General features: G+C 36.5%; 20 protein-coding genes, 1 pseudogene and 2 riboswitches. Of the genes and pseudogenes, 15 read left to right on the top strand and 6 right to left on the bottom strand.

Annotation, left to right across the window (positions count from 1 at the left end; genetic code table 11):
- The first annotated feature begins 13 nt into the window (after positions 1-13).
- From rpmG to glcK, 4 genes are all read left to right on the top strand, one after another.
- A complete protein-coding gene (rpmG, locus tag KFD70_RS17225; protein WP_001265618.1) occupies positions 14-163 on the top strand; it encodes a 50S ribosomal protein L33 in 150 nt (49 codons plus the stop codon).
- A gap of 145 nt (positions 164-308) precedes the next feature.
- A complete protein-coding gene (locus KFD70_RS17220; protein WP_336450103.1) occupies positions 309-887 on the top strand; it encodes a 5-formyltetrahydrofolate cyclo-ligase in 579 nt (192 codons plus the stop codon).
- A gap of 101 nt (positions 888-988) precedes the next feature.
- On the top strand, positions 989-1,189 hold the full coding sequence (locus KFD70_RS17215; protein ID WP_336450102.1) for a YqgQ family protein: 201 nt from the start codon (positions 989-991) through the stop codon (positions 1,187-1,189).
- A 20-nt stretch (positions 1,190-1,209) separates the two neighbouring features.
- Positions 1,210-2,190: a glucokinase gene (gene glcK, locus KFD70_RS17210; RefSeq protein ID WP_336450101.1), complete on the top strand. Its 981-nt coding sequence runs from the start codon at positions 1,210-1,212 to the stop codon at positions 2,188-2,190.
- Positions 2,191-2,472: 282 nt separating this feature from the next.
- On the opposite strand, the gene KFD70_RS17205 is transcribed toward glcK, so the two are convergent.
- Positions 2,473-2,646 (bottom strand): DUF2759 domain-containing protein, encoded by a 174-nt coding sequence (locus tag KFD70_RS17205; RefSeq protein ID WP_336450100.1) that lies wholly within the window; start codon positions 2,644-2,646, stop codon positions 2,473-2,475.
- 169 nt (positions 2,647-2,815) lie between these two features.
- Between KFD70_RS17205 and KFD70_RS17200 the strand changes: the two genes are divergently transcribed.
- Both KFD70_RS17200 and KFD70_RS17195 read left to right on the top strand, forming a co-directional pair.
- Positions 2,816-3,445, top strand: coding sequence for an MBL fold metallo-hydrolase (locus KFD70_RS17200; protein ID WP_336450099.1), 630 nt, complete (start codon positions 2,816-2,818; stop codon positions 3,443-3,445).
- 8 nt (positions 3,446-3,453) lie between these two features.
- Positions 3,454-4,566, top strand: coding sequence for a class I SAM-dependent methyltransferase (locus KFD70_RS17195; RefSeq protein WP_336450098.1), 1,113 nt, complete (start codon positions 3,454-3,456; stop codon positions 4,564-4,566).
- 150 nt (positions 4,567-4,716) lie between these two features.
- Here the strand turns inward: KFD70_RS17195 and KFD70_RS17190 are convergent, their stop codons facing one another.
- The 3 genes from KFD70_RS17190 to KFD70_RS17180 form a co-directional block, all read right to left on the bottom strand.
- A complete protein-coding gene (locus tag KFD70_RS17190; RefSeq protein ID WP_000894376.1) occupies positions 4,717-5,007 on the bottom strand; it encodes an ArsR/SmtB family transcription factor in 291 nt (96 codons plus the stop codon).
- A 525-nt stretch (positions 5,008-5,532) separates the two neighbouring features.
- Entirely contained in the window at positions 5,533-6,696 is a 1,164-nt protein-coding gene (metC, locus tag KFD70_RS17185; protein ID WP_336450097.1) for a cystathionine beta-lyase, read from the bottom strand.
- A complete protein-coding gene (locus KFD70_RS17180; protein WP_336450096.1) occupies positions 6,693-7,805 on the bottom strand; it encodes a methionine biosynthesis PLP-dependent protein in 1,113 nt (370 codons plus the stop codon). Before KFD70_RS17180 ends, metC begins: the two co-directional genes overlap by 4 nt.
- 78 nt (positions 7,806-7,883) lie before the next feature.
- Positions 7,884-7,996, bottom strand: a riboswitch (SAM riboswitch).
- 202 nt (positions 7,997-8,198) lie between these two features.
- A riboswitch (SAM riboswitch) is annotated at positions 8,199-8,309 on the top strand.
- A gap of 70 nt (positions 8,310-8,379) precedes the next feature.
- Between KFD70_RS17180 and KFD70_RS17175 the strand changes: the two genes are divergently transcribed.
- The 7 genes and pseudogenes from KFD70_RS17175 to KFD70_RS17145 all read left to right on the top strand — a co-directional run bounded on the left by KFD70_RS17175 (position 8,380) and on the right by KFD70_RS17145 (position 17,165).
- Entirely contained in the window at positions 8,380-10,212 is a 1,833-nt protein-coding gene (locus tag KFD70_RS17175; RefSeq protein ID WP_336450095.1) for a bifunctional homocysteine S-methyltransferase/methylenetetrahydrofolate reductase, read from the top strand.
- The gene (gene metH / locus KFD70_RS17170; RefSeq protein WP_336450094.1) at positions 10,212-13,613 is read left to right on the top strand and encodes a methionine synthase; all 3,402 of its coding nucleotides are present in this window, start codon (positions 10,212-10,214) and stop codon (positions 13,611-13,613) included. Before KFD70_RS17175 ends, metH begins: the two co-directional genes overlap by 1 nt.
- Before the next feature lie 18 nt (positions 13,614-13,631).
- Entirely contained in the window at positions 13,632-14,690 is a 1,059-nt protein-coding gene (gene murG / locus KFD70_RS17165) for an undecaprenyldiphospho-muramoylpentapeptide beta-N-acetylglucosaminyltransferase (protein WP_336450093.1), read from the top strand.
- 114 nt (positions 14,691-14,804) lie between these two features.
- Positions 14,805-15,044 carry a DUF3966 domain-containing protein gene (locus KFD70_RS17160; protein ID WP_336450092.1) on the top strand — a complete coding sequence of 80 codons (240 nt, stop codon included), beginning with the start codon at positions 14,805-14,807 and terminating at the stop codon, positions 15,042-15,044.
- A 103-nt stretch (positions 15,045-15,147) separates the two neighbouring features.
- Positions 15,148-15,679, top strand: a pseudogene (locus tag KFD70_RS17155) (group-specific protein).
- A gap of 3 nt (positions 15,680-15,682) precedes the next feature.
- Positions 15,683-16,660 carry an HD domain-containing protein gene (locus tag KFD70_RS17150; protein WP_336450091.1) on the top strand — a complete coding sequence of 326 codons (978 nt, stop codon included), beginning with the start codon at positions 15,683-15,685 and terminating at the stop codon, positions 16,658-16,660.
- A gap of 13 nt (positions 16,661-16,673) precedes the next feature.
- Positions 16,674-17,165 carry a hypothetical protein gene (locus tag KFD70_RS17145; RefSeq protein ID WP_336450090.1) on the top strand — a complete coding sequence of 164 codons (492 nt, stop codon included), beginning with the start codon at positions 16,674-16,676 and terminating at the stop codon, positions 17,163-17,165.
- A 45-nt stretch (positions 17,166-17,210) separates the two neighbouring features.
- Here the strand turns inward: KFD70_RS17145 and KFD70_RS17140 are convergent, their stop codons facing one another.
- Positions 17,211-17,522 carry a hypothetical protein gene (locus tag KFD70_RS17140; RefSeq protein ID WP_174099012.1) on the bottom strand — a complete coding sequence of 104 codons (312 nt, stop codon included), beginning with the start codon at positions 17,520-17,522 and terminating at the stop codon, positions 17,211-17,213.
- Between the two features lie 234 nt (positions 17,523-17,756).
- Between KFD70_RS17140 and KFD70_RS17135 the strand changes: the two genes are divergently transcribed.
- A complete protein-coding gene (locus tag KFD70_RS17135) occupies positions 17,757-17,981 on the top strand; it encodes a DUF3912 family protein (protein WP_336450089.1) in 225 nt (74 codons plus the stop codon).
- A 283-nt stretch (positions 17,982-18,264) separates the two neighbouring features.
- Complete coding sequence (locus tag KFD70_RS17130; protein ID WP_336450088.1) at positions 18,265-19,089, top strand: DUF4037 domain-containing protein; 825 nt, start codon at positions 18,265-18,267, stop codon at positions 19,087-19,089.
- A gap of 65 nt (positions 19,090-19,154) precedes the next feature.
- On the opposite strand, the gene KFD70_RS17125 is transcribed toward KFD70_RS17130, so the two are convergent.
- Positions 19,155-20,570 carry an L-cystine transporter gene (locus KFD70_RS17125; RefSeq protein ID WP_336450618.1) on the bottom strand — a complete coding sequence of 472 codons (1,416 nt, stop codon included), beginning with the start codon at positions 20,568-20,570 and terminating at the stop codon, positions 19,155-19,157.
- Positions 20,571-20,621: the final 51 nt, after the last annotated feature.

Raw genomic sequence — 20,621 nt, 5'->3', positions numbered from 1 at the left:
GAGGGAAATAAGAATGCGTGTGAATATTACTCTAGCATGTACAGAATGCGGAGATCGTAACTATATCTCAAAGAAAAATAAACGTAACAACACGGAGCGCCTTGAGCTTAAAAAGTATTGCAAGCGTGACAAGAAGTCTACGTTACACCGTGAAACAAAGTAAGCAGTAGGAATATTTCCTACTGTTTCTTTTTTTACTATGGTGACATTCCTTATTGAAAAGTGATGCTACATGAAAAGAATGATAAACTGTTCATCAGAACGTAATTCATTTTATGATTATAATCATCTTATAGGGGGAAAAGCTTGTGAAAGAGGAGAAGGTACGTTTACGGAAGAAAATAGTAGAACAAATGAATGCTTTATCGAAAGAGCAGCACAAAACTTTATCAGAACAAATTGTATTTTCTTTATATGAACAAAAAGAGTGGAGAGACGCGCAAACAATAGGGATTACTCTTTCGATGGAACATGAAGTTAATACATACGTTATTATTGAACAAGCATGGCGAGAAGGTAAAAAAGTTGTTGTACCAAAGTGTAATAGAGAGACAAGAACAATGACTTTTCGGCAAATTACAAATTTCGATCAATTAGAAACAGTATATATGAGCTTACGTGAACCGATACCAGCGTTAACAGTAGAAATAGAGGCAAATGAAATTGATCTTCTGTTTGTGCCTGGAGTTGCGTATACAAGACGAGGAGAACGTATTGGGTACGGTGGTGGCTATTATGATCGTTATTTGCTGCAGTATAAAGGGAAAACGCTATCATTAGCGTTTGGTTTTCAAATTGTTAATTATATCCCAACAGAGCCATTTGATCAAAATGTACAAAAAATTATTACAGAAAAAGAAACAATTGGTCAAAATGGACTTGTATAGACAAATAAAAATTGACGAGGCTTTTTCTTGTTGATTATAATAAAATATGTGAACGTTTTCTTATTATATTTCCATAATAAGTGGACATAGAGGGTGATAAAATGATATCGATTTATGATATTCAGCAATTGCTAAAAAAATTTGGAACAATCATTTACACAGGTGATCGAATTGCTGATTTACAATTGATGCAAGATGAATTGCGTGAATTAAATCAATCACAGTTGATTGAGTCAAAAGACTATCAAACAGCTTTATTTTTATTGAAGCAAGAGATTCAAAAAGAGATAAGCAAGAATTAGATAAAGGTAGGTTAGCAAAAATGGAAGAAAAGTGGTTAGTTGGTGTTGACCTTGGCGGGACAACGATTAAATTAGCATTTATTAATGTGTACGGTGAAATTTTACATAAGTGGGAAATTCCGACGAATACAAGTGAACAAGGAAAACATATTACATTAGATGTAGCGAAAGCAATTGATAAAAAGTTAGAGGAACTAGGAGAATTAAAGAGTAAGTTAATTGGTATCGGTATGGGAGCTCCTGGGCCTGTGCATGTTGCTTCTGGTATGATTTATGAAGCGGTTAATTTAGGGTGGAAAAACTATCCATTAAAAGATTTATTAGAAGTAGAAACAGGATTACCTGTTGTGGTTGATAATGATGCAAACTTAGCAGCACTTGGTGAAATGTGGAAAGGTGCTGGTGAAGGAGCGAAAGATTTAGTTTGTATGACGCTTGGAACTGGTGTTGGCGGCGGTGTGATTGCGAACGGTGAGATTGTACACGGTGTAAGTGGTGCTGCTGGTGAAATTGGTCATATTACAGTTGTAACAGAAAATGCATTTCCTTGTAACTGCGGAAAATCTGGATGTTTAGAAACGGTAGCTTCAGCAACAGGTATTGTACGTGTTGCTATGCAAAAATTACAAAATACAGATGAACCAAGTGTGCTGCGTTCCATGTTAGAAGAAGAGGGACGCATTACATCTAAAGATGTGTTTGAAGCGCTTGGTCAAGGTGACGCTTTAGCGGCACAAATTGTAGAAAAGGTAGCTTCTTATTTAGGGCTAGCTGTAGCAAACCTTTCTAGTACGTTAAATCCAGAAAAGATTGTAATTGGCGGTGGTGTGTCTAAAGCTGGTGATGCATTATTACAACCAATTCAGCGCTATTTTGAACAGTATGCATTTTCACGCGCTGTTAAGAGCACAAAGCTCGCGATTGCAACGCTTGGTAATGATGCTGGTGTAATCGGCGGAGCTTGGCTTGTGAAGAAGCATAAATATGAAGTTATGAAGTAAGAGGGTAATCAGTGAGGACGAATCGACATTAAGGCGGGACTACTGATACTTGCGTGATAATGAGAAGAGGAAGGGAGATCCCTTCCTCTTTTTATCCCGCACTAACGGGCAGTAATACTCTCACCTTAAAATTCGGCGGGAGCAAAGAAGTTAGGTGGGAGATAAACTGCCCGTAACGGCTCGATTGGTTCAACTAATAATCAGTGGGGGATGAAGAAAACCCCCACTGATTAAAGTTTCACTTTATGCAAAATCTTGATGAAGAATAGAACTGTAAGTGAATTAAGCAGCAGGTGGGTACCCGCTATTAAGGACAGTCATAATTGTAAACCATCCGAAAACAAGTACGGTTGCAATAGCAAAGCCGCCCGCAAGTAGATTTTTTTCACGTAATGTTCTAAGGGTTGCGAATACAGCTAACAGAGTGACTAACGCAAAAATGATAACAAGACCCATATATGATCCCCCTCTGCTCTCTCATTCTTTCGTTTGAGTTTTTGCAATATTTCTTCTTTTTTATTGTACATGTTTTAGAAATGATTGTCGAGATAGCATCGTTTCTTTTCCTAAGGGAAAGAAATGTTGTATCATAAAAGTAAGTTCAACAACTGGAGGAGATTTAAACATGAAATGGATACAAATGCCGTTAGGGCCATTACAAACAAATGCATATATTTTAAGCAATGATCAAAAAGAATGTATTATTTTTGATCCAGGTAGTGAAGGAGAGAAGCTTGTAACGTATTTGCAAGAAGAACAATTAAAACCATTAGCGGTTTTATTAACACATGCTCATTTCGATCATATTGGTGCAGTTGATACTGTGAGAGATGCTTTTCATATTCCGGTGTATGTACATAAAGAGGAAGCGGATTGGCTAGGTGATGGGAATATCAATGGTTCGCAAATCTTTATGATGAATCGAAGTATTACAGCGAAACCAGCTGATCAAATAATTGAAGGAGAAGGAATGTTAACAATTGGGTCCTTTACATTTGAAATGTTTGAGACACCAGGACATTCTCCAGGCAGTATCTCATATTACTGTAAAGCGGCAAATGCTGTATTTTCAGGAGATGTATTATTCCAAATGAGTATTGGTCGAACAGATTTACCGGGAGGAAGTTTTGCAGAATTAATTGGAAGTATTGAAGGAAAATTATTTATACTGCCAGATGAAACAGCAGTATTATGCGGACATGGACCGGAAACAAATATTGGTTTCGAAAAAGAAAATAATCCATTTTTACAATAAGGAGCCTTATGGGGATGGAGTTCGTTTTAAGAAAATGGATGGAGAAAGAAAAGGATTATTCGATTTCATATAGTACATACATGAACCTTGCGCTATATAATGAGGAGTATGGATACTATATGAAAGAACGTGAGAAGATTGGAAGGAATGGTGACTTTTTTACAAGTAGTAATATTTCTTCTGTATTTGCAAAGACATTCGCACGTTTTTTTATTCGTCTTGCCCAAAATGGAGAAATCCCTCCAAATATCTGTGAAATTGGTGGGGGAACAGGAAGATTTGCCTATGCCGTTTTACAAGAATGGAAGCAGTTCTCTCCGGAGACTTTTGCAGATTTACAGTATTCTATTATTGAAGTGAGTCCTTTCCATAGAAAGTTACAAAAACGTCAACTGGGTTCATTTCAAAATGTTTCGCTGTATAAATCTTATGAGAAGTTAGGTGAGTCTTTTACAGGAGTTGTTTTTTCAAATGAATTGTTTGATGCATTTCCTGTTAAAGTGGTTGAGAGGCGAGATGGTCATTTGTATGAAGTACGGATTACGTATACAGATGAAGGAAGGCTTGCTGAAGTATTAAGACCGATAGAAGGAAGAATAAGTAGTTACCTCCGGAGACGTCATATTCAGCTTTTTGAAAGGCAGCGATTTGAAGTACCAATAGCAATGGAAAACTATGTGCAAGAAATTGCTAGATGGCTTAAGAAAGGCTTATTCATCACGGTAGATTATGGATATACAATGGCGGAGTGGATGCACCCTGCGCACCATGAAGGGAGTCTAAGAGGGTATTATAACCATAGGCTTATTCGAAACCCGCTCGAGTATCCAGGTGAAATGGATATAACAACACATATTCATTGGGATGAATTGAAGGAAATAGGAGAAGAGAATGCTTTACATACGGTGTGGCATACAAAACAGAGGGAGTTCTTACTTGCAGCAGGTATATTAGAACAACTTGCTAGTCATCAAGATTCCGATCCTTTTTCTGAGAAACAGAAACAAAACAGAGCGATTCGTTCTATGATTTTACATGGAGGGATGAGCGATGCTTTTGATGTTGTTATGCAAAAAAAAGGAATATCACATTTTGATGTAAAGAAGTATTTACATATGTAGAAACAAACAAGACACAGAATAGTTCTGCGTCTTGTTTGTTTGATACGACTTTAGGATATGTAGTATTGTATATTTTCTCTCATGATATATATTTATATTAAAGATATGAGATAGAAAATATAGAATACGCCCTTTTCTGCTTAGTTACCCCTAACCTAGTAATACACGAACAAGTTGAATGATTGTTTCATTTTCTACTTTGTAGTAAATTTCTAATCCTTTTCTTTCACTAGAAACAATTTTAGCGCTTTTTAATTTTGCTAAATGCTGTGAAATTGTGGATTGTGGCATATTTAAGCCTGTGTACATTGTCGAAACATTGCTTGGACCGCGTTCGATTAATCCCTTTACAATACATAAACGAACAGGATGAGCAAGGACTTTCAATAATTCTGCATTATTTTCGTACAGTTCTAATTCCTTTTGAAAGGTTTCTAACATGTTTTTTCCACCTCCATGCGAGCTGTTATACCCATACTATAAATACCAAAAATCTAAAGAAAAGAAAATAGTTGTTGCAGAAAAAATGTTCTAAAGTAAAGAAATTGTAAGAAAAGAGAACATGATGTAAATAACTTCGCAAAATTTGTACGTTTTGTAACAAGGGATTTTTTGATAAAAATTACTATATGTTTGAAGATACAGATACATTTATAACACGATTTTATCATGATTTTTTTGTTCTTTCAAATAAATATACAAAATTTTTAAAATAATAAGAAAAAGGGTTTTGTACTCTTATATAGAATAGAGATTTTGGATGGAAAGAAGGGATAACATGTTGAAAATCAAAAAACAAGGGGGTGAAACGTATTTCACAAATCATAACAGTTAAAGTGAAATTGCAATGGACCTTCAGAAAAATGGACTCAATATTATGTTTGCATATGACACGATGCAAATAGAAATATAAACAGAACCTAAAAATTAGGTTCTGTTTATATTTTATTTCATTTAAGATGATCATTATGCATTCACAGGTTCTTCGACATAAGAAAGTGCATTTTCAAAATCAGCAATTAAATCATCTACATTTTCAAGGCCAACTGATAAACGGAGCAATGAATTAGAAATACCTCTTTCATTACGTGCTTCTTGTGATAGTGCTGCATGTGACATTTTTGCAGGGTAAGAAAGGATGGATTCTACAGCTCCTAAACTTACTGCAAAGACAGGAAGTTTAACTTGAGATAAAAATTGTCGCAAAGCATCTTCGGATTGAAGCGTGAAAGATAAAACAGCACCGGCAGATTGGGCTTGTTCTTGTTGTATGTCATAGCCAGAGTGTGATTGTAATCCAGGGTAATACACATTTTGAATCTTTGAGTGTTTTTGTAAATAATGAGCAATTTTATTCGTATTTCTTGCTGAGTGTTCGAGGCGTACGTGCAATGTTTTCAGACCGCGAAGAACGAGAGAACAATCTTGCGGTCCTAATATAGCACCAAATGCATTTTGCAAGAAACCAAGTTTTTGAGCGAGTTCCTCATCTGTTACAACCGCTAATCCGGCTGTAACATCACTGTGACCAGCAATGAATTTTGTTGCGCTATGAAGCACAACATCAGCTCCGAGTTCAAGTGGCTTTTGGAATAATGGTGTTAAAAATGTGTTATCAACAAATGTAAGTGCTCCGGCAGATTTTGCTAATTCGCAAATGGCACGAATGTTGGTTACTTTTAATAATGGATTGGATGGCGTTTCAACGTAAAAGACTTTTGTATTTTGTCTAATATTTTGTTTTACTTCTTCTAAATTTGTCATGTCAACAAATGTATGTGAAACCCCGTAACGAGAGAGGACTTCTGTTACAATACGATACGTTCCTCCATATACATCTTCTGAAATGAGAACATGATCGCCTTGTGAGAGAAGGAGGAAGGCAGTAGAAATCGCTGCAATTCCAGATGCAAAGGCAAACCCTTTTGTTCCTCCTTCTAATAAAGCAATTATGTCCTCAAGTGCTTCACGTGTTGGATTTCCAGAGCGACTATAGTCGTATTTACCAAATGTATCTACATCAAATTGATGAAATGTTGATGTATTATAGATGGGGACGTTAACCGCGCCTGTTTGTGAATCATGTTTATAGTGGTTATGAAGTAAGAGTGTATCTAAAGAATAACTCATATTCTCACACCTTCTTTTACATGTTTAATAGCCTGCTTTAAGTCTTGAATTAAATCATCACCATTTTCAATACCAACAGAGAAGCGGAGGAGACGATTACATACGCCGCGTGCTGTACGAACTTCTTCTGGAATATCTGCATGTGTTTGTGTTGCTGGATATGTCATTAAACTTTCAACTCCGCCAAGGCTTTCTGCAAAGGTAATTAAAGATAAAGATTGTAAGAAAGGATTTATCCATTTTTCATCGCGAAGACGAAATGAAATCATGCCACCTCTTCCCGGATAAAAAACATCGGTTACACCATCTTCCGCGTTTAAATAAGAAACGATGTTCTTTGCATTTTCTTCATGCTGTTTCATACGAAGAGCTAATGTTTTCATCCCGCGAATTAATAACCATGAATCAAATGGACTTAATACAGCACCAGAAGCGTTGTGATAGTGGGCAAGTTCTTCACAAAGCGCTTGGCCTTTTGCAACGACAAGTCCGCTTAATACATCATTATGACCACCTAAATATTTTGTGGCGCTATGAAGAACAATGTCTGCTCCTTCTGTTAATGGTTGTTGTATATAGGGAGTGTAGAATGTATTATCTACAATAAGAAGGACTCCGTGCCGTTTGGCAACAGTTGCGACAGCTGCGATATCAGTAACTTGCATTAATGGATTGGTTGGAGTTTCTATAAAAATAGCTTTCGTTTGAGAAGTAATGGCTTGTTCTATTTGTTTTATAGATTGTGTATTTACGTATCTACATCGAATATTCCATTTTTCTTCATGTTCTGAAAATAAACGATAGGTTCCCCCATATAAGTCTTCTGATACGATAAGTTCATCTCCAGACCGGAATAAAGACAGAACAAGAAGAATCGCTGCCATTCCCGAACTACAGGCATATCCTTGTTCCGCTTCTTCTAAATCAGCAATTGCGCGTTCTAAAAGGCCGCGTGTTGGGTTTCCAGTTCGTGAATAGTCGAAACCTGTTGATTTTCCGATTCCTTCATGACGATAAGCTGTTGAAAAGTAAACAGGGGGATTAACCGTTCCTGTAGTCGTTTCGCTTCGATTCCCGATTTGAGCTAGTTTTGTTTCGATTGTTGACATGTTAAATTCCTCCTTGATAAAAAATAAAAAATAAAAAAAGCCTTCTAAGAAGAAGGCTTTCATGCGAATATAGTCTTCTCCTTATCTGTCAAATCTTTTCACAATTTGCTGGAATTAGCACCTTATTAACGAACATGTTAATGGTTGCTGAGGTGTCATAGGGCCAGTCCCTCTACCTCTCTAGATAAGAATAATTTGTATGAAATTTTATTATGATTTTAACTTTACAACAAAAGATAATTGAATTGCAACTTTATTTTAAATATTTTTTATCTTCCTGCTAATTTCATTGACTTTTAGTTTGTCCCATGATAAGTTTATTAGAAAATTAATAAAGATTGTTAAAAGGTACACGTATTTCCTTTTAAAAAATAAATTAATAATTAAGATAAACTCTTATTGAGAGCGGTGGAGGGAAAGGCCCTATGAAACCCGGCAACCTTCAAACGAAATGTTTGAAACGGTGCTAATACCTGCAGAACAATTTGTTTTGCATGATAAGAGGAGGATTGATGATGTCCCCCTCTTCAAGGTGAAGAGGGGGTTTTTATATTGATAGAAAAGAGGGAGACAAGTGAAAATTCTAGATTTATTATCAAAAGGAATTATTATCGGTGATGGAGCAGTTGGTACATTATTACATTCTCATGGTTTGCAAAGTAGTTTTGAAGAATTAAATCTATCAGATCCAGATTTAATTATATCTATTCATAAACAATATGTAGCTGCCGGTGCAGATATTATTCAAACAAATACATATGGTGCAAATGAAGCAAAATTGCGCATGTATGGTTTAGAAAATCAGGTTACCAAAATTAATAAAGCAGCAGTAAAGCTTGCAAAAGCAGCCGTGACAGACAAGAATGCTATTTTAGGGACGATTGGTGGTATGAAGCATATTGGAGCCGTTACAACGACTGATATGGAACGGGAATTTATGTTACTTGAGCAGGCCGAGGCATTATTAGAAGAAAAGATTGATGGATTATTATTAGAAACATTTTATGATGAATTCGAATTGCTACATGCGGTGAAAGTACTGCGAAAACAAACAGATATTCCAATTATTGCACAGTTAGCTCTTCATGAAGCAGGCACAACTCAAAATGGGAATGATGTAAATGAAATATTAAAACAGCTTTTAGATTACGGTGCAAATGTAGTCGGTTTAAACTGTCAGTTAGGACCGCTTCATATGACGGAAGCTTTTAAAATGATATCGATTCCGAAAAATGGTTATTTGTCAGCTTATCCAAATGCAGGCCTTCCAAACTATGTAGAAGGACGTTACGTATATGAAGGAAGTCCTGCTTATTTTGAAGAGATGACACCGAAATTTATTGAACAAGGTATTCGTTTGTTAGGGGGATGTTGTGGTACAACGCCAGCACATATTGAAGCGATGAAGCGTGCGATTGCGAATGTAACGCCTGTTACAGAAAAACAAATCGCTCCAAGACAACAAGTGGTTCCTATGCAAACAAAACGTGCTAGCACCCATGTTACTCTTGCGGAAAAAGCGAAGAAGCAAACAACAGTTGTTGTTGAACTAGATCCCCCAAAAACATTGGATACGCAACGTTTTTTTGAAGGGGCAAGGGCATTGAAAAGAGCGGGAGCAGATGCGATTACATTAGCAGATAACTCGTTAGCATCTCCGCGCATTTCAAATATGGCAATGGGGGCATTATTAACGAAGCACGATATTCCAGTGCTGACGCATTTAACGTGCCGTGACCATAATGTGATTGGCTTACAATCCCATTTACTTGGTTTATCAGCTTTAGGAATGGAAGAAGTGTTAGCTTTAACAGGTGATCCAGCTCGTGTTGGTGATTTTCCAGGAGCGACGTCTGTATATGATTTATCTTCTATTGAATTAATTAAAATGATTAAGGAAATGAATGTTGGACGTTCTATTTTAGGGAAATCGATTGGTTCTGCGACAAGATTCTCTGTTGGAGGAGCTTTTAACCCGCATGTGAGGCATTTAAAAGCAGCGGTGAAGAGGATGGAGAGAAAAGTTGCAGCTGGTGCAGAGTATTTCTTAACACAGCCTATTTACGATGTAGATTTAATTGAAGAAGTATACGAGGCGACAAATCACTTAGAACAGCCGATTTTTATTGGGATTATGCCTTTAGTAAGTAAGCGAAATGCTGACTTTCTCCATTTTGAGGTGCCAGGCATTACACTACCTGAAGAAGTAAGACAACGAATGGATGGACATGATACGCAAGAATTGGCAATTGAAGAAGGGATTCGCATTTCACAAGAGTTAATTGATGCTGCGATGAAATACTTTAACGGTATTTATCTCATTACACCATTTTTAAAATATGAAATTACAGAGAATCTCGTTAAGTATGTGAAAGAAAAGCAAGAAGCGAAAGAGGGAATCAACTGATGAGACCGATAGAAGAGAGATTAAAACATGATATTTTAATATTAGATGGTGCGATGGGGACGATGATTCAGCAGGAGGATTTAACCGCAGAAGATTTTGGTGGAGAAGAATATGAAGGTTGTAATGAATACTTAGTAAAAACAAGACCAGATGTTATTTTAGGTATCCATAAAGCTTATATTGAAGCTGGTGCGGATATTATTGAAACAAATACGTTTGGTGCTACGAATATCGTATTACATGATTATGAGCTAGCTCATTTAGATGAAGAGTTAAATGAACGGGCGGCGTTTTTAGCAAAACAAGCTGTAAGTGAGAGCTGTAAAGAAGTATATGTAGCAGGTGCGATGGGGCCAACGACAAAAGCGATTAGTGTAACAGGTGGTGTAACATTTGAAGAATTAATTGAAGCTTATACTAGACAAGCGCGTGGATTATTACGGGGTGGCGTTGATGTATTGCTTGTAGAGACGAGCCAAGATATGCGTAACGTGAAAGCGGCGTATTTAGGAATTCAGCAAGCATTTATGGAAGCGAATCGTACGGTTCCGCTTATGATTTCAGGAACGATTGAGCCGATGGGGACAACGTTAGCGGGGCAAACAATCGAGGCGTTTTATTTATCAGTTGAGCATATGAAACCATTATCTGTCGGATTAAACTGTGCGACAGGGCCAGAATTTATGCGAGAACATATTCGTTCTTTGTCGGATCTCTCAGAGTGTTATACTTCTTGTTATCCAAATGCCGGTCTTCCAGACGAGGATGGACATTATCATGAGTCACCAACTTCACTTGCAGAAAAGGTGAAGCAGTTTGCTGAAGAAGGCTGGATTAATATTATCGGTGGTTGCTGCGGGACGACACCTGATCATATACGAGCGATAAAAGCTTCACTTGAGTCTCTCAAGCCACGTGAAAATCATGAGCGAGAAGGTCATGGGATTAGTGGTTTAGAAGCATTGCAATATGATGATTCTATGAGGCCGTTATTCGTTGGTGAGAGAACAAATGTTATTGGGTCAAGAAAGTTTAAACGATTAATTGCTGAAGGGAATTTTGAAGAGGCTGCTGAGATTGCAAGGGCGCAAGTGAAGAAAAATGCTCACATTATTGATATTTGTATGGCGGATCCAGATCGTGACGAAGTGGAAGATATGGGGGGATTTTTGGCAGAAGTAACGAAAGTATTAAAAGTTCCCATTATGATAGATTCAACGGATGAGAATGTAATGGCGAAAGCTCTCACGTACATACAAGGGAAGGGTGTCATTAACTCTATTAATTTAGAAAACGGAGAAGAGCGATTTGAGAAAGTGACGCCGCTTCTCCGGAAATATGGTGCGGCAATTGTAGTTGGGACAATTGATGAAGAGGGCATGGCAGTTAATGCAGAAAGAAAGTTAGAAATCGCAAAAAGAAGTTACGAGTTATTAACGAAGAAATACGGTATACGTCCATCGGATATTATTTTCGATGCGCTCGTTTTCCCAGTAGGAACTGGTGATGAAGAATATATTGGATCTGCAGCAGCAACGATTGAAGGAATTCGTCTTATTAAAGAAGCACTGCCAGAATGTTTAACGATTTTAGGTGTAAGTAATATATCGTTTGGCTTACCACCAGCTGGTCGAGAAGTGCTAAACTCAGTTTTTTTATATCATGCAACAAAGGCTGGACTTGATTATGCGATTGTGAATACTGAAAAACTAGAACGCTATGCATCCATTCCAGAAGAGGAAAAGGGACTCGCAGATGCACTATTATTCGAAACAACGAAAGAAACACTAGAAGAATTTACAAACTTTTATCGGGTTGCGAAGAAAAAAGAAGCGGTCATACAAGAAATATTAACACTTGATGAAAGGTTAGCAAATTACATTATAGAAGGAACAAAGCAAGGATTACAAGAAGATTTAAGTCTCGCGCTTACAGAAGGAAGAAAGCCACTTGATATTATTAACGGTCCGCTTATGACAGGGATGGACGAAGTAGGTCGTTTATTTAATAACAATGAGCTTATTGTTGCTGAAGTCCTGCAAAGTGCAGAAAGTATGAAAGCAGCTGTAGCATATTTAGAGCCTTATATGGAATCTAGTGATAGTGCGAAAAAAGGAAAAGTATTACTAGCAACTGTAAAGGGTGATGTACATGATATTGGCAAAAACTTGGTAGAAATTATTTTATCTAATAATGGCTATGATATTGTCAATTTAGGAATCAATGTCCGCTCTGATCGCATTGTTCAAGAGGTAAAAGAAAAGAAACCAGATATTATTGGGCTCTCCGGATTATTAGTAAAATCGGCACAACAAATGGTAGCAACTGCTGAAGATTTACAAGCGGCAAATATTAATATTCCAATTGTTGTAGGTGGTGCAGCATTGACAAGAAAGTTTACCGATAACCGTATTTCACCTTCTTATAATGGACTTGTGTTATATGCAAGCGATGCGATGACCGGACTGGACCTTATCAATCGATTACAAAAAGAAGAAGAACGGGAAAAATTGAAGCAGGAAAAAAAGAATCATCATCTTCATGTTGTTGTGAAACAAGAGGAGAAAAAAGCGGAACTGCCAGTTGTAATCGAACCATTGGCACCAGCGGAGGTTATGATACCAGATTCAACAAAGCGGGTCGTACTTCGTGATATCCCAGTTTCACATCTTGCGCCATTTTTAAATAGACAAATGTTAATTGGGCATCATCTTGGTTTAAAAGGAAATGTGAAAAAATTGCTTAGGGAAGGAGATAAACGGGCGCATGAATTAAATAATTTAATTGATGAACTACTGGGGGAAGGTCAATCTTGGCTGCGTCCAAAAGCTGTTTATCAATTTTTTCCTGCTCAAAGTGATGGACAAACAATTATTATTTATGACCCAGAAGATCACACACGTGTACTAGAGCGTTTCTCATTCCCAAGACAAGGGAAAGCACCGTACCGTACATTAGGAGATTATTTAAGACCGGTCGGAGATAAAATGGATTATGTCGCCTTTTTATCTGTTACAGTTGGGCAAGGTGTTCGTGATATTGCGGAAGAATGGAAGGAGAAAGGGGATTATTTACGTAGTCATGCTATCCAATCATTGGCATTAGAATTGGCAGAAGGTCTTGCTGAAAAGACACATATGTTAATTCGTGATCGTTTTGGAATTCCAGATTCACCGGAGATGACGATGGAAGAACGATTCCGTACGAAATATCAAGGGATTCGTGTTTCTTTTGGTTATCCAGCTTGTCCAGAGCTTGCTGATCAAGAAAAACTATTTCGCTTAATTCAACCAGAAGAAATTGGAATCTCACTAACAGAAGGATTTATGATGGAGCCAGAAGCATCTGTAACGGCAATGGTATTTGCTCACCCCGAAGCACGATATTTTAGTGTACTATAGTGTAGAAGGGGGAGACAAATGAAAAGAATAGTCTTTACAGGCGGTGGTTCGGCTGGACATGTGACACCTAATTTAGCAATTATTCCACATCTGAAAGAAAAGGATTGGGATATTTCTTATATTGGTTCTTATCAAGGGATTGAAAAAACGATTATTGAGAACGAGGGAATTCCGTACTATGGTATAGCGAGCGGAAAGTTGCGCCGTTATTTTGATTTGAAAAATATAAAAGATCCTTTTCTTGTTCTGAAGGGTGTCATGGATGCTTATGTGCGAATACGAAAATTAAAACCGGATGTTATTTTCTCAAAGGGTGGTTTTGTATCTGTACCAGTAGTAATTGGTGGATGGTTAAATCGTGTTCCAGTTTTATTACATGAGTCTGATATGACACCAGGACTAGCGAATAAAATTGCACTTCGCTTTGCTTCGAAAATATTTGTTACGTTTGAAGAAGCTGCGCAGCATTTGCCGAAAGAAAAGGTGGTTTATACGGGCTCACCTGTGAGGGAAGAGGTTGTTGGTGGAAATCGTGAAACAGGATTACAATTTCTTGGGTTTCATGCTAGAAAACCGGTAATCACGGTTATGGGCGGAAGCCTAGGTGCAAAGAAAATCAATGAAACAGTACGAGAAGCATTGCCAGAGCTTCTTGAAAATTATCAAGTTGTTCACTTATGCGGAAAAGGAAATTTAGATGAGACGTTACAAGGCATGACAGGGTATAGACAATTTGAATATATACACGGAGAATTACCAGATGTATTAGGGGCAACGGATTTTGTCATTTCACGTGCTGGATCAAATGCGATTTTTGAATTTTTAACATTGCAAAAACCGATGATTTTAATTCCATTACCGAAAGCTTCAAGCCGCGGAGATCAAATTTTAAATGCACAATCGTTTGAAAGACAAGGGTATGCATCGGTGTTATATGAAGAAAATGTAACAGCGACATCCCTTATGGAACATATACAAGATTTAAATTATAATTGTGCAAAGTATAAAAAAGAATTAAAGAAGTATCGTGGAAAAGAAGCAGTACAGATCATTATGAAATATATTACAGAGGCATGATTTCTAAAAAAATCATGCTTTTTTTAGTAGAATGAAAGGTTCGAAGAATTACTGTATTTATGTTACAATAACAGAGATTTAATAGGGAAATTCCAGTTCTTTGAGCGTGAAAATATGAATGGATTAGGAGTGACTGTCTTGGAGCTGAGTCTCTTTGAAAATACTGCTCTGATTATATGTTTTGTTTTGTATGTTGGTAGTATTATTGTTTACATTTCAAGGAAATTTTCACAAGAACGAAACTTGCAAAAATCGGAAATAACGGCTGAGTTAGAAATGTTAGCCGGTGAAAGTGATAAAAAACAAAAAATAAAAGAGGACCATCAGGCCCCCCACCACTTAAACGTAAAATAAGTTTTGAAGGTGGGGCCTTTTTTACAAGATTCCTCTTCTATTATTATCGTGAGCGCTAAAAAGGAGTTTCCCTTCTGTTTGTATAAATAAGCAGCTAATTCATATGAATTTCTATATTGCATCAGGTTTTCAAAATAAACATCTTGTTCAATTTGTAGCGAGTCAATTGAAAGAGGCGGGGTGGCATCATACATATAATTGGACTCAAAATGAAAGAGCGACAAATAGAGCACAATTACAGAAGATTGGTCAAGCAGAAAAGTGAGCGATACAAAACGCTGATGTTTTTCTACTTTTATCTCACTACTTTAGGGCAGTAATACTCCCACCTCAAAATTCGGCGGGAGCAAAGAAGTTAGGTGGGAGATAAACTGCCCGTAAAGGCCCGATTGGTGAGGACTGATAATCAGTGGGAGATGAAGAAAACCCCCACTAATTAAAGTTTCACTTTATTAGATGGTGGAAATGGAAGTCACACGGAGCTTGGTATGGCGATTGCTTTAGAAAAGAAGATCTATTTGTACCATAAAAACAATCCGCTGCAAACAACGTTTTACCATTTACCAGAAGTGAGTATTTTTCAAGGAGAACTGGAGGAGTTTATTTCATACGTCATGAATAAAGGAGACGCATAAATCATGCAGGTTTATGATACTATATACGGTAATTTTGAAATAGACGGTGTATTAGAAGAACTATTACAATCAGAAGCTATGCAAAGGTTGAAAAAAATTCATCAAGTTGGAGCGAGCTTTCTTGTAAAACCAGAGTGGAATGTAACCCGTTATGAGCATTCAATTGGAGTTATGCTTCTTGTGAAAATGCTGGGCGGAGGAGAAGCGGAACAAATTGCAGCATTGCTTCACGATGTATCACATACTGCTTTTTCACACGTTGTAGATCGTGTATTACATAAAAAAGATGAAGACTATCATGAACATATTTTTGATACAGTCATTGAAAAATCGGATATCCCACGCATTTTGAAAAAGTATGGATATGATTCTAAAATGCTTCAAAACTGGGAACAATGGATGCTATTGGAACAACCACTACCAGCTCTATGCGCAGATCGTATAGATTATACACTTCGCGATTTATATACGTATGGAATGATTTCAAAACAAGAAGTCCTTACATTTTTAAAGCAATTAATTGTCCATGAAAAACAAATCTGCCTTCGTACGATTGAGGCGGCAGAGTGGTTTACAACAGTCTATTACAAAGAAACAATTGATTTCTTTCTACATCCATTAGGTTCATATAGTTATCATGTATTAACAAAAGTTTTGCAACTTGCGTTAGAAAAGCATGTGATACATACTGAAGATTTCTTGTGCGATGATGAGGCATTGCTTCAAAAATTGAAATGTTGTCGTGATGAAGAGATAACGAGTGTATTGGCTACTTTACATCCAAGTGTAATATTAGAAGAGAATAATCAAGAGTATGATATTTGTTACTCAGGTGGGAAGGAACGCTTAATTGACCCACATGTCTATATGAATGGTAAAATATATAAAGCGTCTCGTTTATCTGAACATGTAAGGCTATGTAATCAAAAAGCGAAAGAGAACTTCAAACAAAATATATATTTAAAAATAAAGAGAGCATAAAGGAGTTATCAACATGAATTTAGAGCAAGGATGGGAAACAAGCTTCTTGGAAGTTGTTCAAAAGAGTGAATTCAAAAAAGGTGCACTGCGTAGCCAGCTACTTTGTGAGGACGGGGAAGAAGTAGAAGAACTTGTAGATGATTATGGATATGATGAAATCGTAAATCGTGAACATGATGAGGAACTCGCAGAAATTTTAGGTGAAGAACTCTTTAGTGAAATGGAACGTTACGTATTTCTATCTTCACAACCTGAAGAAAAACTCATTTCATTTGTAAATGGATTAGGATTTCATATTTTAGATTGGATTGTTCTTCTTGAAACAGAATTTGGTATAGATAGTGCAGTATTTTCAGCGGACGCAGTGAAAATGCTTGAAAAACGTTTTAGACAGTTCCCGTATATAGAGGATAAGACAGTTTTTGATATGACAATTGGAGAAGCAATGGATACATTAGAAGCTGTGACGAGCTTACAATTGAAAGAGAAGATGAATATACAATAATGAAAATGAAAATGAAAAAGAACGTGAGATAATCACGTTCTTTTTTTACATAATAATAACTTTGTCAGTTAGTTTCTTCTGTCCTGTAAGAAGTGCATTTAAATACTCGACTTTTCGGATACAAGATTGAATGTGTTTTTCAACTTCTTGTAACTCTGCTTGATGGTGGGTTTCAATCGGATGAATTTGCACGTTAAACTTTTCGAATTGGCTGCTGTATGTTATTTCTGCATAGCCGCTCATGATATCGGTTTGGTTATGAAATGAAAATTGTTTGGTTTCTTCACAGTATGTTACATCTTGAAATCCGTATGATTTTAATGCTTCGATTACTTTTGTAATAATTGTTATATCCATTTTTCTCCCTCTTTACGCAGTTCTGCTTTTCTATTATAACATGAAAAAAGGTTAAGAAAACGCTTCCAAGTGTTTGTTTGCACAATTTTTACGTATAATTTATCAAAATGAAATAAAGAAAAAATAATTGTAATAAAGGAAGGACTCTTTTACTTTTTCATCATATATATACAGAAATAGTGCAATGAAAGGAAGTGTATTTTCAAGTTGAGCGTAGTAAAAGAGGTGAGAATCTTGAATTTTGATATTACAGGACAAAAAGCATATGTAAAAGATGGACCGTACCGAAATCGAATTGGAATTGTAAAGCAAAAAGAAAAAACGGAAGGAACGGAAGGAACGAGTTTTATTATTGTTATTGATGATCAAATAATCGATGTAGAATTAAAAGATATCGTTTTAGTAGGAGTAGATGTAGGGCAATTTCATGAATGGTGCGAGCAAAATGGCTATTTGTAAAAGGGACGGGCTGTGAAGCGAAATTTCTATTTTTATTTTTGTTAGTTGTTTAATAGGATATATCAATAGATAATGAAGAGGAGGATACTATGCTCAATATAGGAGTATATATCCTTTTTTCTGTTTATACACCTGGAAACGAAGAGATTTTTATTAATAATATTCAGAAATAAAAGACGATTAGTTGATGTGGTAATGAATTTCTATTAATCTATAAATAGAAACATTGTAGTAATGCCAAAGAAAAATATATAAAGGGACAATCAAACATGGAGGAAATCACATGAATTTAGTGCAAAAAGCGATAGATATGGCAGAAATCTATAAACAAAATCCAAAAGTAGAAGCAATTCTTTTGGCAGGATCCGTATCAAGAAACTGGCAAGATGAAAATTCAGATATAGAGTTGCATATTTTATGGTCAGCACCGCCAGAAGATGAAGAACGCGAAGGGCCTATTAAAAATGTCGGTGGTACCATTTTGGCGTATCATCCGTATGAAGAGGAAGAGTGGTCGGAATCTTATGTAACGAAAGACGGGATTAAATTAGAAATAAGTAACTTTTTAACTGTAACAGTTGAACATTTTATTTCTGATGTAGTGGACAAGTATGAAATTGATTATGAGAAACAATGTATTGTAGCTTCCGTTCAGGATGGTGTGAGCTTGCATGGGCAAGAAACAATTAGAAAACTAAAAGATAGAATCGCAGAATATCCGTTAGAACTTTCCAAACAGATGGTTACAGAGAATCTTTTACTAAGTAATCGATGGAATAACCGCGAAGCACTTTTAACACGCAAAGATTGGCTTATGCTATACGATGTAATTTGTGACGTGCAGAAGAATATATTTGGCGTTTTGTTCGGTCTTAATAAAATGTATGTACATCATCCTGCATTTAAATGGATGCCTTATAATATTGACCGAATGACAGTAAAACCTGAAAAACTTTATAAGCGAATGACCTATATCTTGATAGGAAATCCAGAAAACAGTATAAAGGATTTGGAATCATTAATCGAAGAAGTATTGATTTTGGCGGAGAAGCAAATCCCGGAATTGGATCTTTTGGAGCAAAAGAAACAGATTAGATATGCAAAATAGTGATTGTAGGGAATAAAAAAGGAATGCTATATTAATTAGCATTCCTTTTTTATGAAAGTTTCTTTTTATGAAGCAATTTCCTTACTTTTTATATCATCTTGATTATACGTATCATGATCTAATTCACCAAGCCATTTACTAGAAATAAGGCCTGCTGTCATTGATCCGCTTACGTTAAGAGCTGTACGACCCATATCGATTAATGGTTCAACAGAGATAACAAGAGCAACAATACCAATCGGTAAGTTCATTGTTGAGAGGACGATCAATGCCGCGAATGTTGCTCCGCCACCAACGCCGGCAACACCAAATGAGCTAATCGCAACAACGGCAATTAAAGTTAAAATAAATTGTGGTTGTAATGGATCGATACCTACAGTTGGAGCGACCATCATTGCCAGCATAGCAGGATAAATACCTGCGCAACCATTTTGACCGATAGATACCCCGAAGGAAGCAGCAAAGTTTGCAATTCCTTCTGAAACACCAAGTTTTTCTTTTTGTGCTTCGATATTTAATGGCATTGCACCTGCACTAGAGCGAGAAGTGAAGGCAAATGTTAAGACTGGGAATACCTTTTTCAAATATTGAATTGGATTTAAACCAGATAGAGCAATTAATAATAAGTGAATGATAAACATCACGATAAGCGCTACGTAAGATGCTAGAACAAAGTTACCGAGTTTTAAAATGGCGTTCACATCACTACCAGCAACTGTTTTTGTCATAAGAGCTAATACGCCGTATGGAGTCAGGCGTAAAATTAACGTTACCATACGCATTACAATTGCATAAACAGCATCAAGCATTTTCTTAAATAACTCTGCTTGTTCTGGATATTTTCTTTTCACACCGATAAAGGCTATTCCAATGAATGCCGCAAAGATTACAACAGAAATTGTTGAAGTTGGACGTGCACCAGTTAAATCAAGAAATGGATTTGTAGGTAATAACTCCAATAATTTTTGTGGAATGGGTGTTTGTTCAATGGAAGTGAATTTTTCTTCCACTAATTTTAAGCGAGCTGTTTCTGCATCACCTTGTTGTAAACCAGTTGCTTGAACGTCAAACCCTGCGCTTGCGGCAATACCAACAGCGGCAGCGATTCCAGTTGTAAGAATTAAAATTCCGATAATAAGTCCGCTAATTTTACCAAGATTTTTTGTTAATTTTAACTTTGTAAATGCTGAGATAATGGAAACTAAAATCAGTGGCATAACAATCATTTGTAGCAGTTTTACATAGCCGCTACCGATTATGCTAAACCAGTTATTTGAATCGATAATAACTTTAGAAGTAGGTTCATAGATAAATTGTAAGATAAGACCAAATGTAATTCCGACTCCTAAAGCAGTAAATACGCGTTTATTAAAAGATACATGCTTGCGCTGCATATAATATAATATGCCAACTAATATGAGCATGACCGCAATGTTAATACTGACTAGCAGTGTATTCATGATGATTCCCCCTAATCCCAATCTGTTATATAAAATATATTTCAATAAAACCTATAAGTCAACTAGGTAATT

Origin of the sequence: Bacillus pfraonensis (genome assembly GCF_050768835.1) — a bacterium.
In the GTDB taxonomy this organism is placed as follows: domain Bacteria; phylum Bacillota; class Bacilli; order Bacillales; family Bacillaceae_G; genus Bacillus_A; species Bacillus_A pfraonensis.
This window is presented reverse-complemented; position numbering and strand designations above follow the sequence as displayed.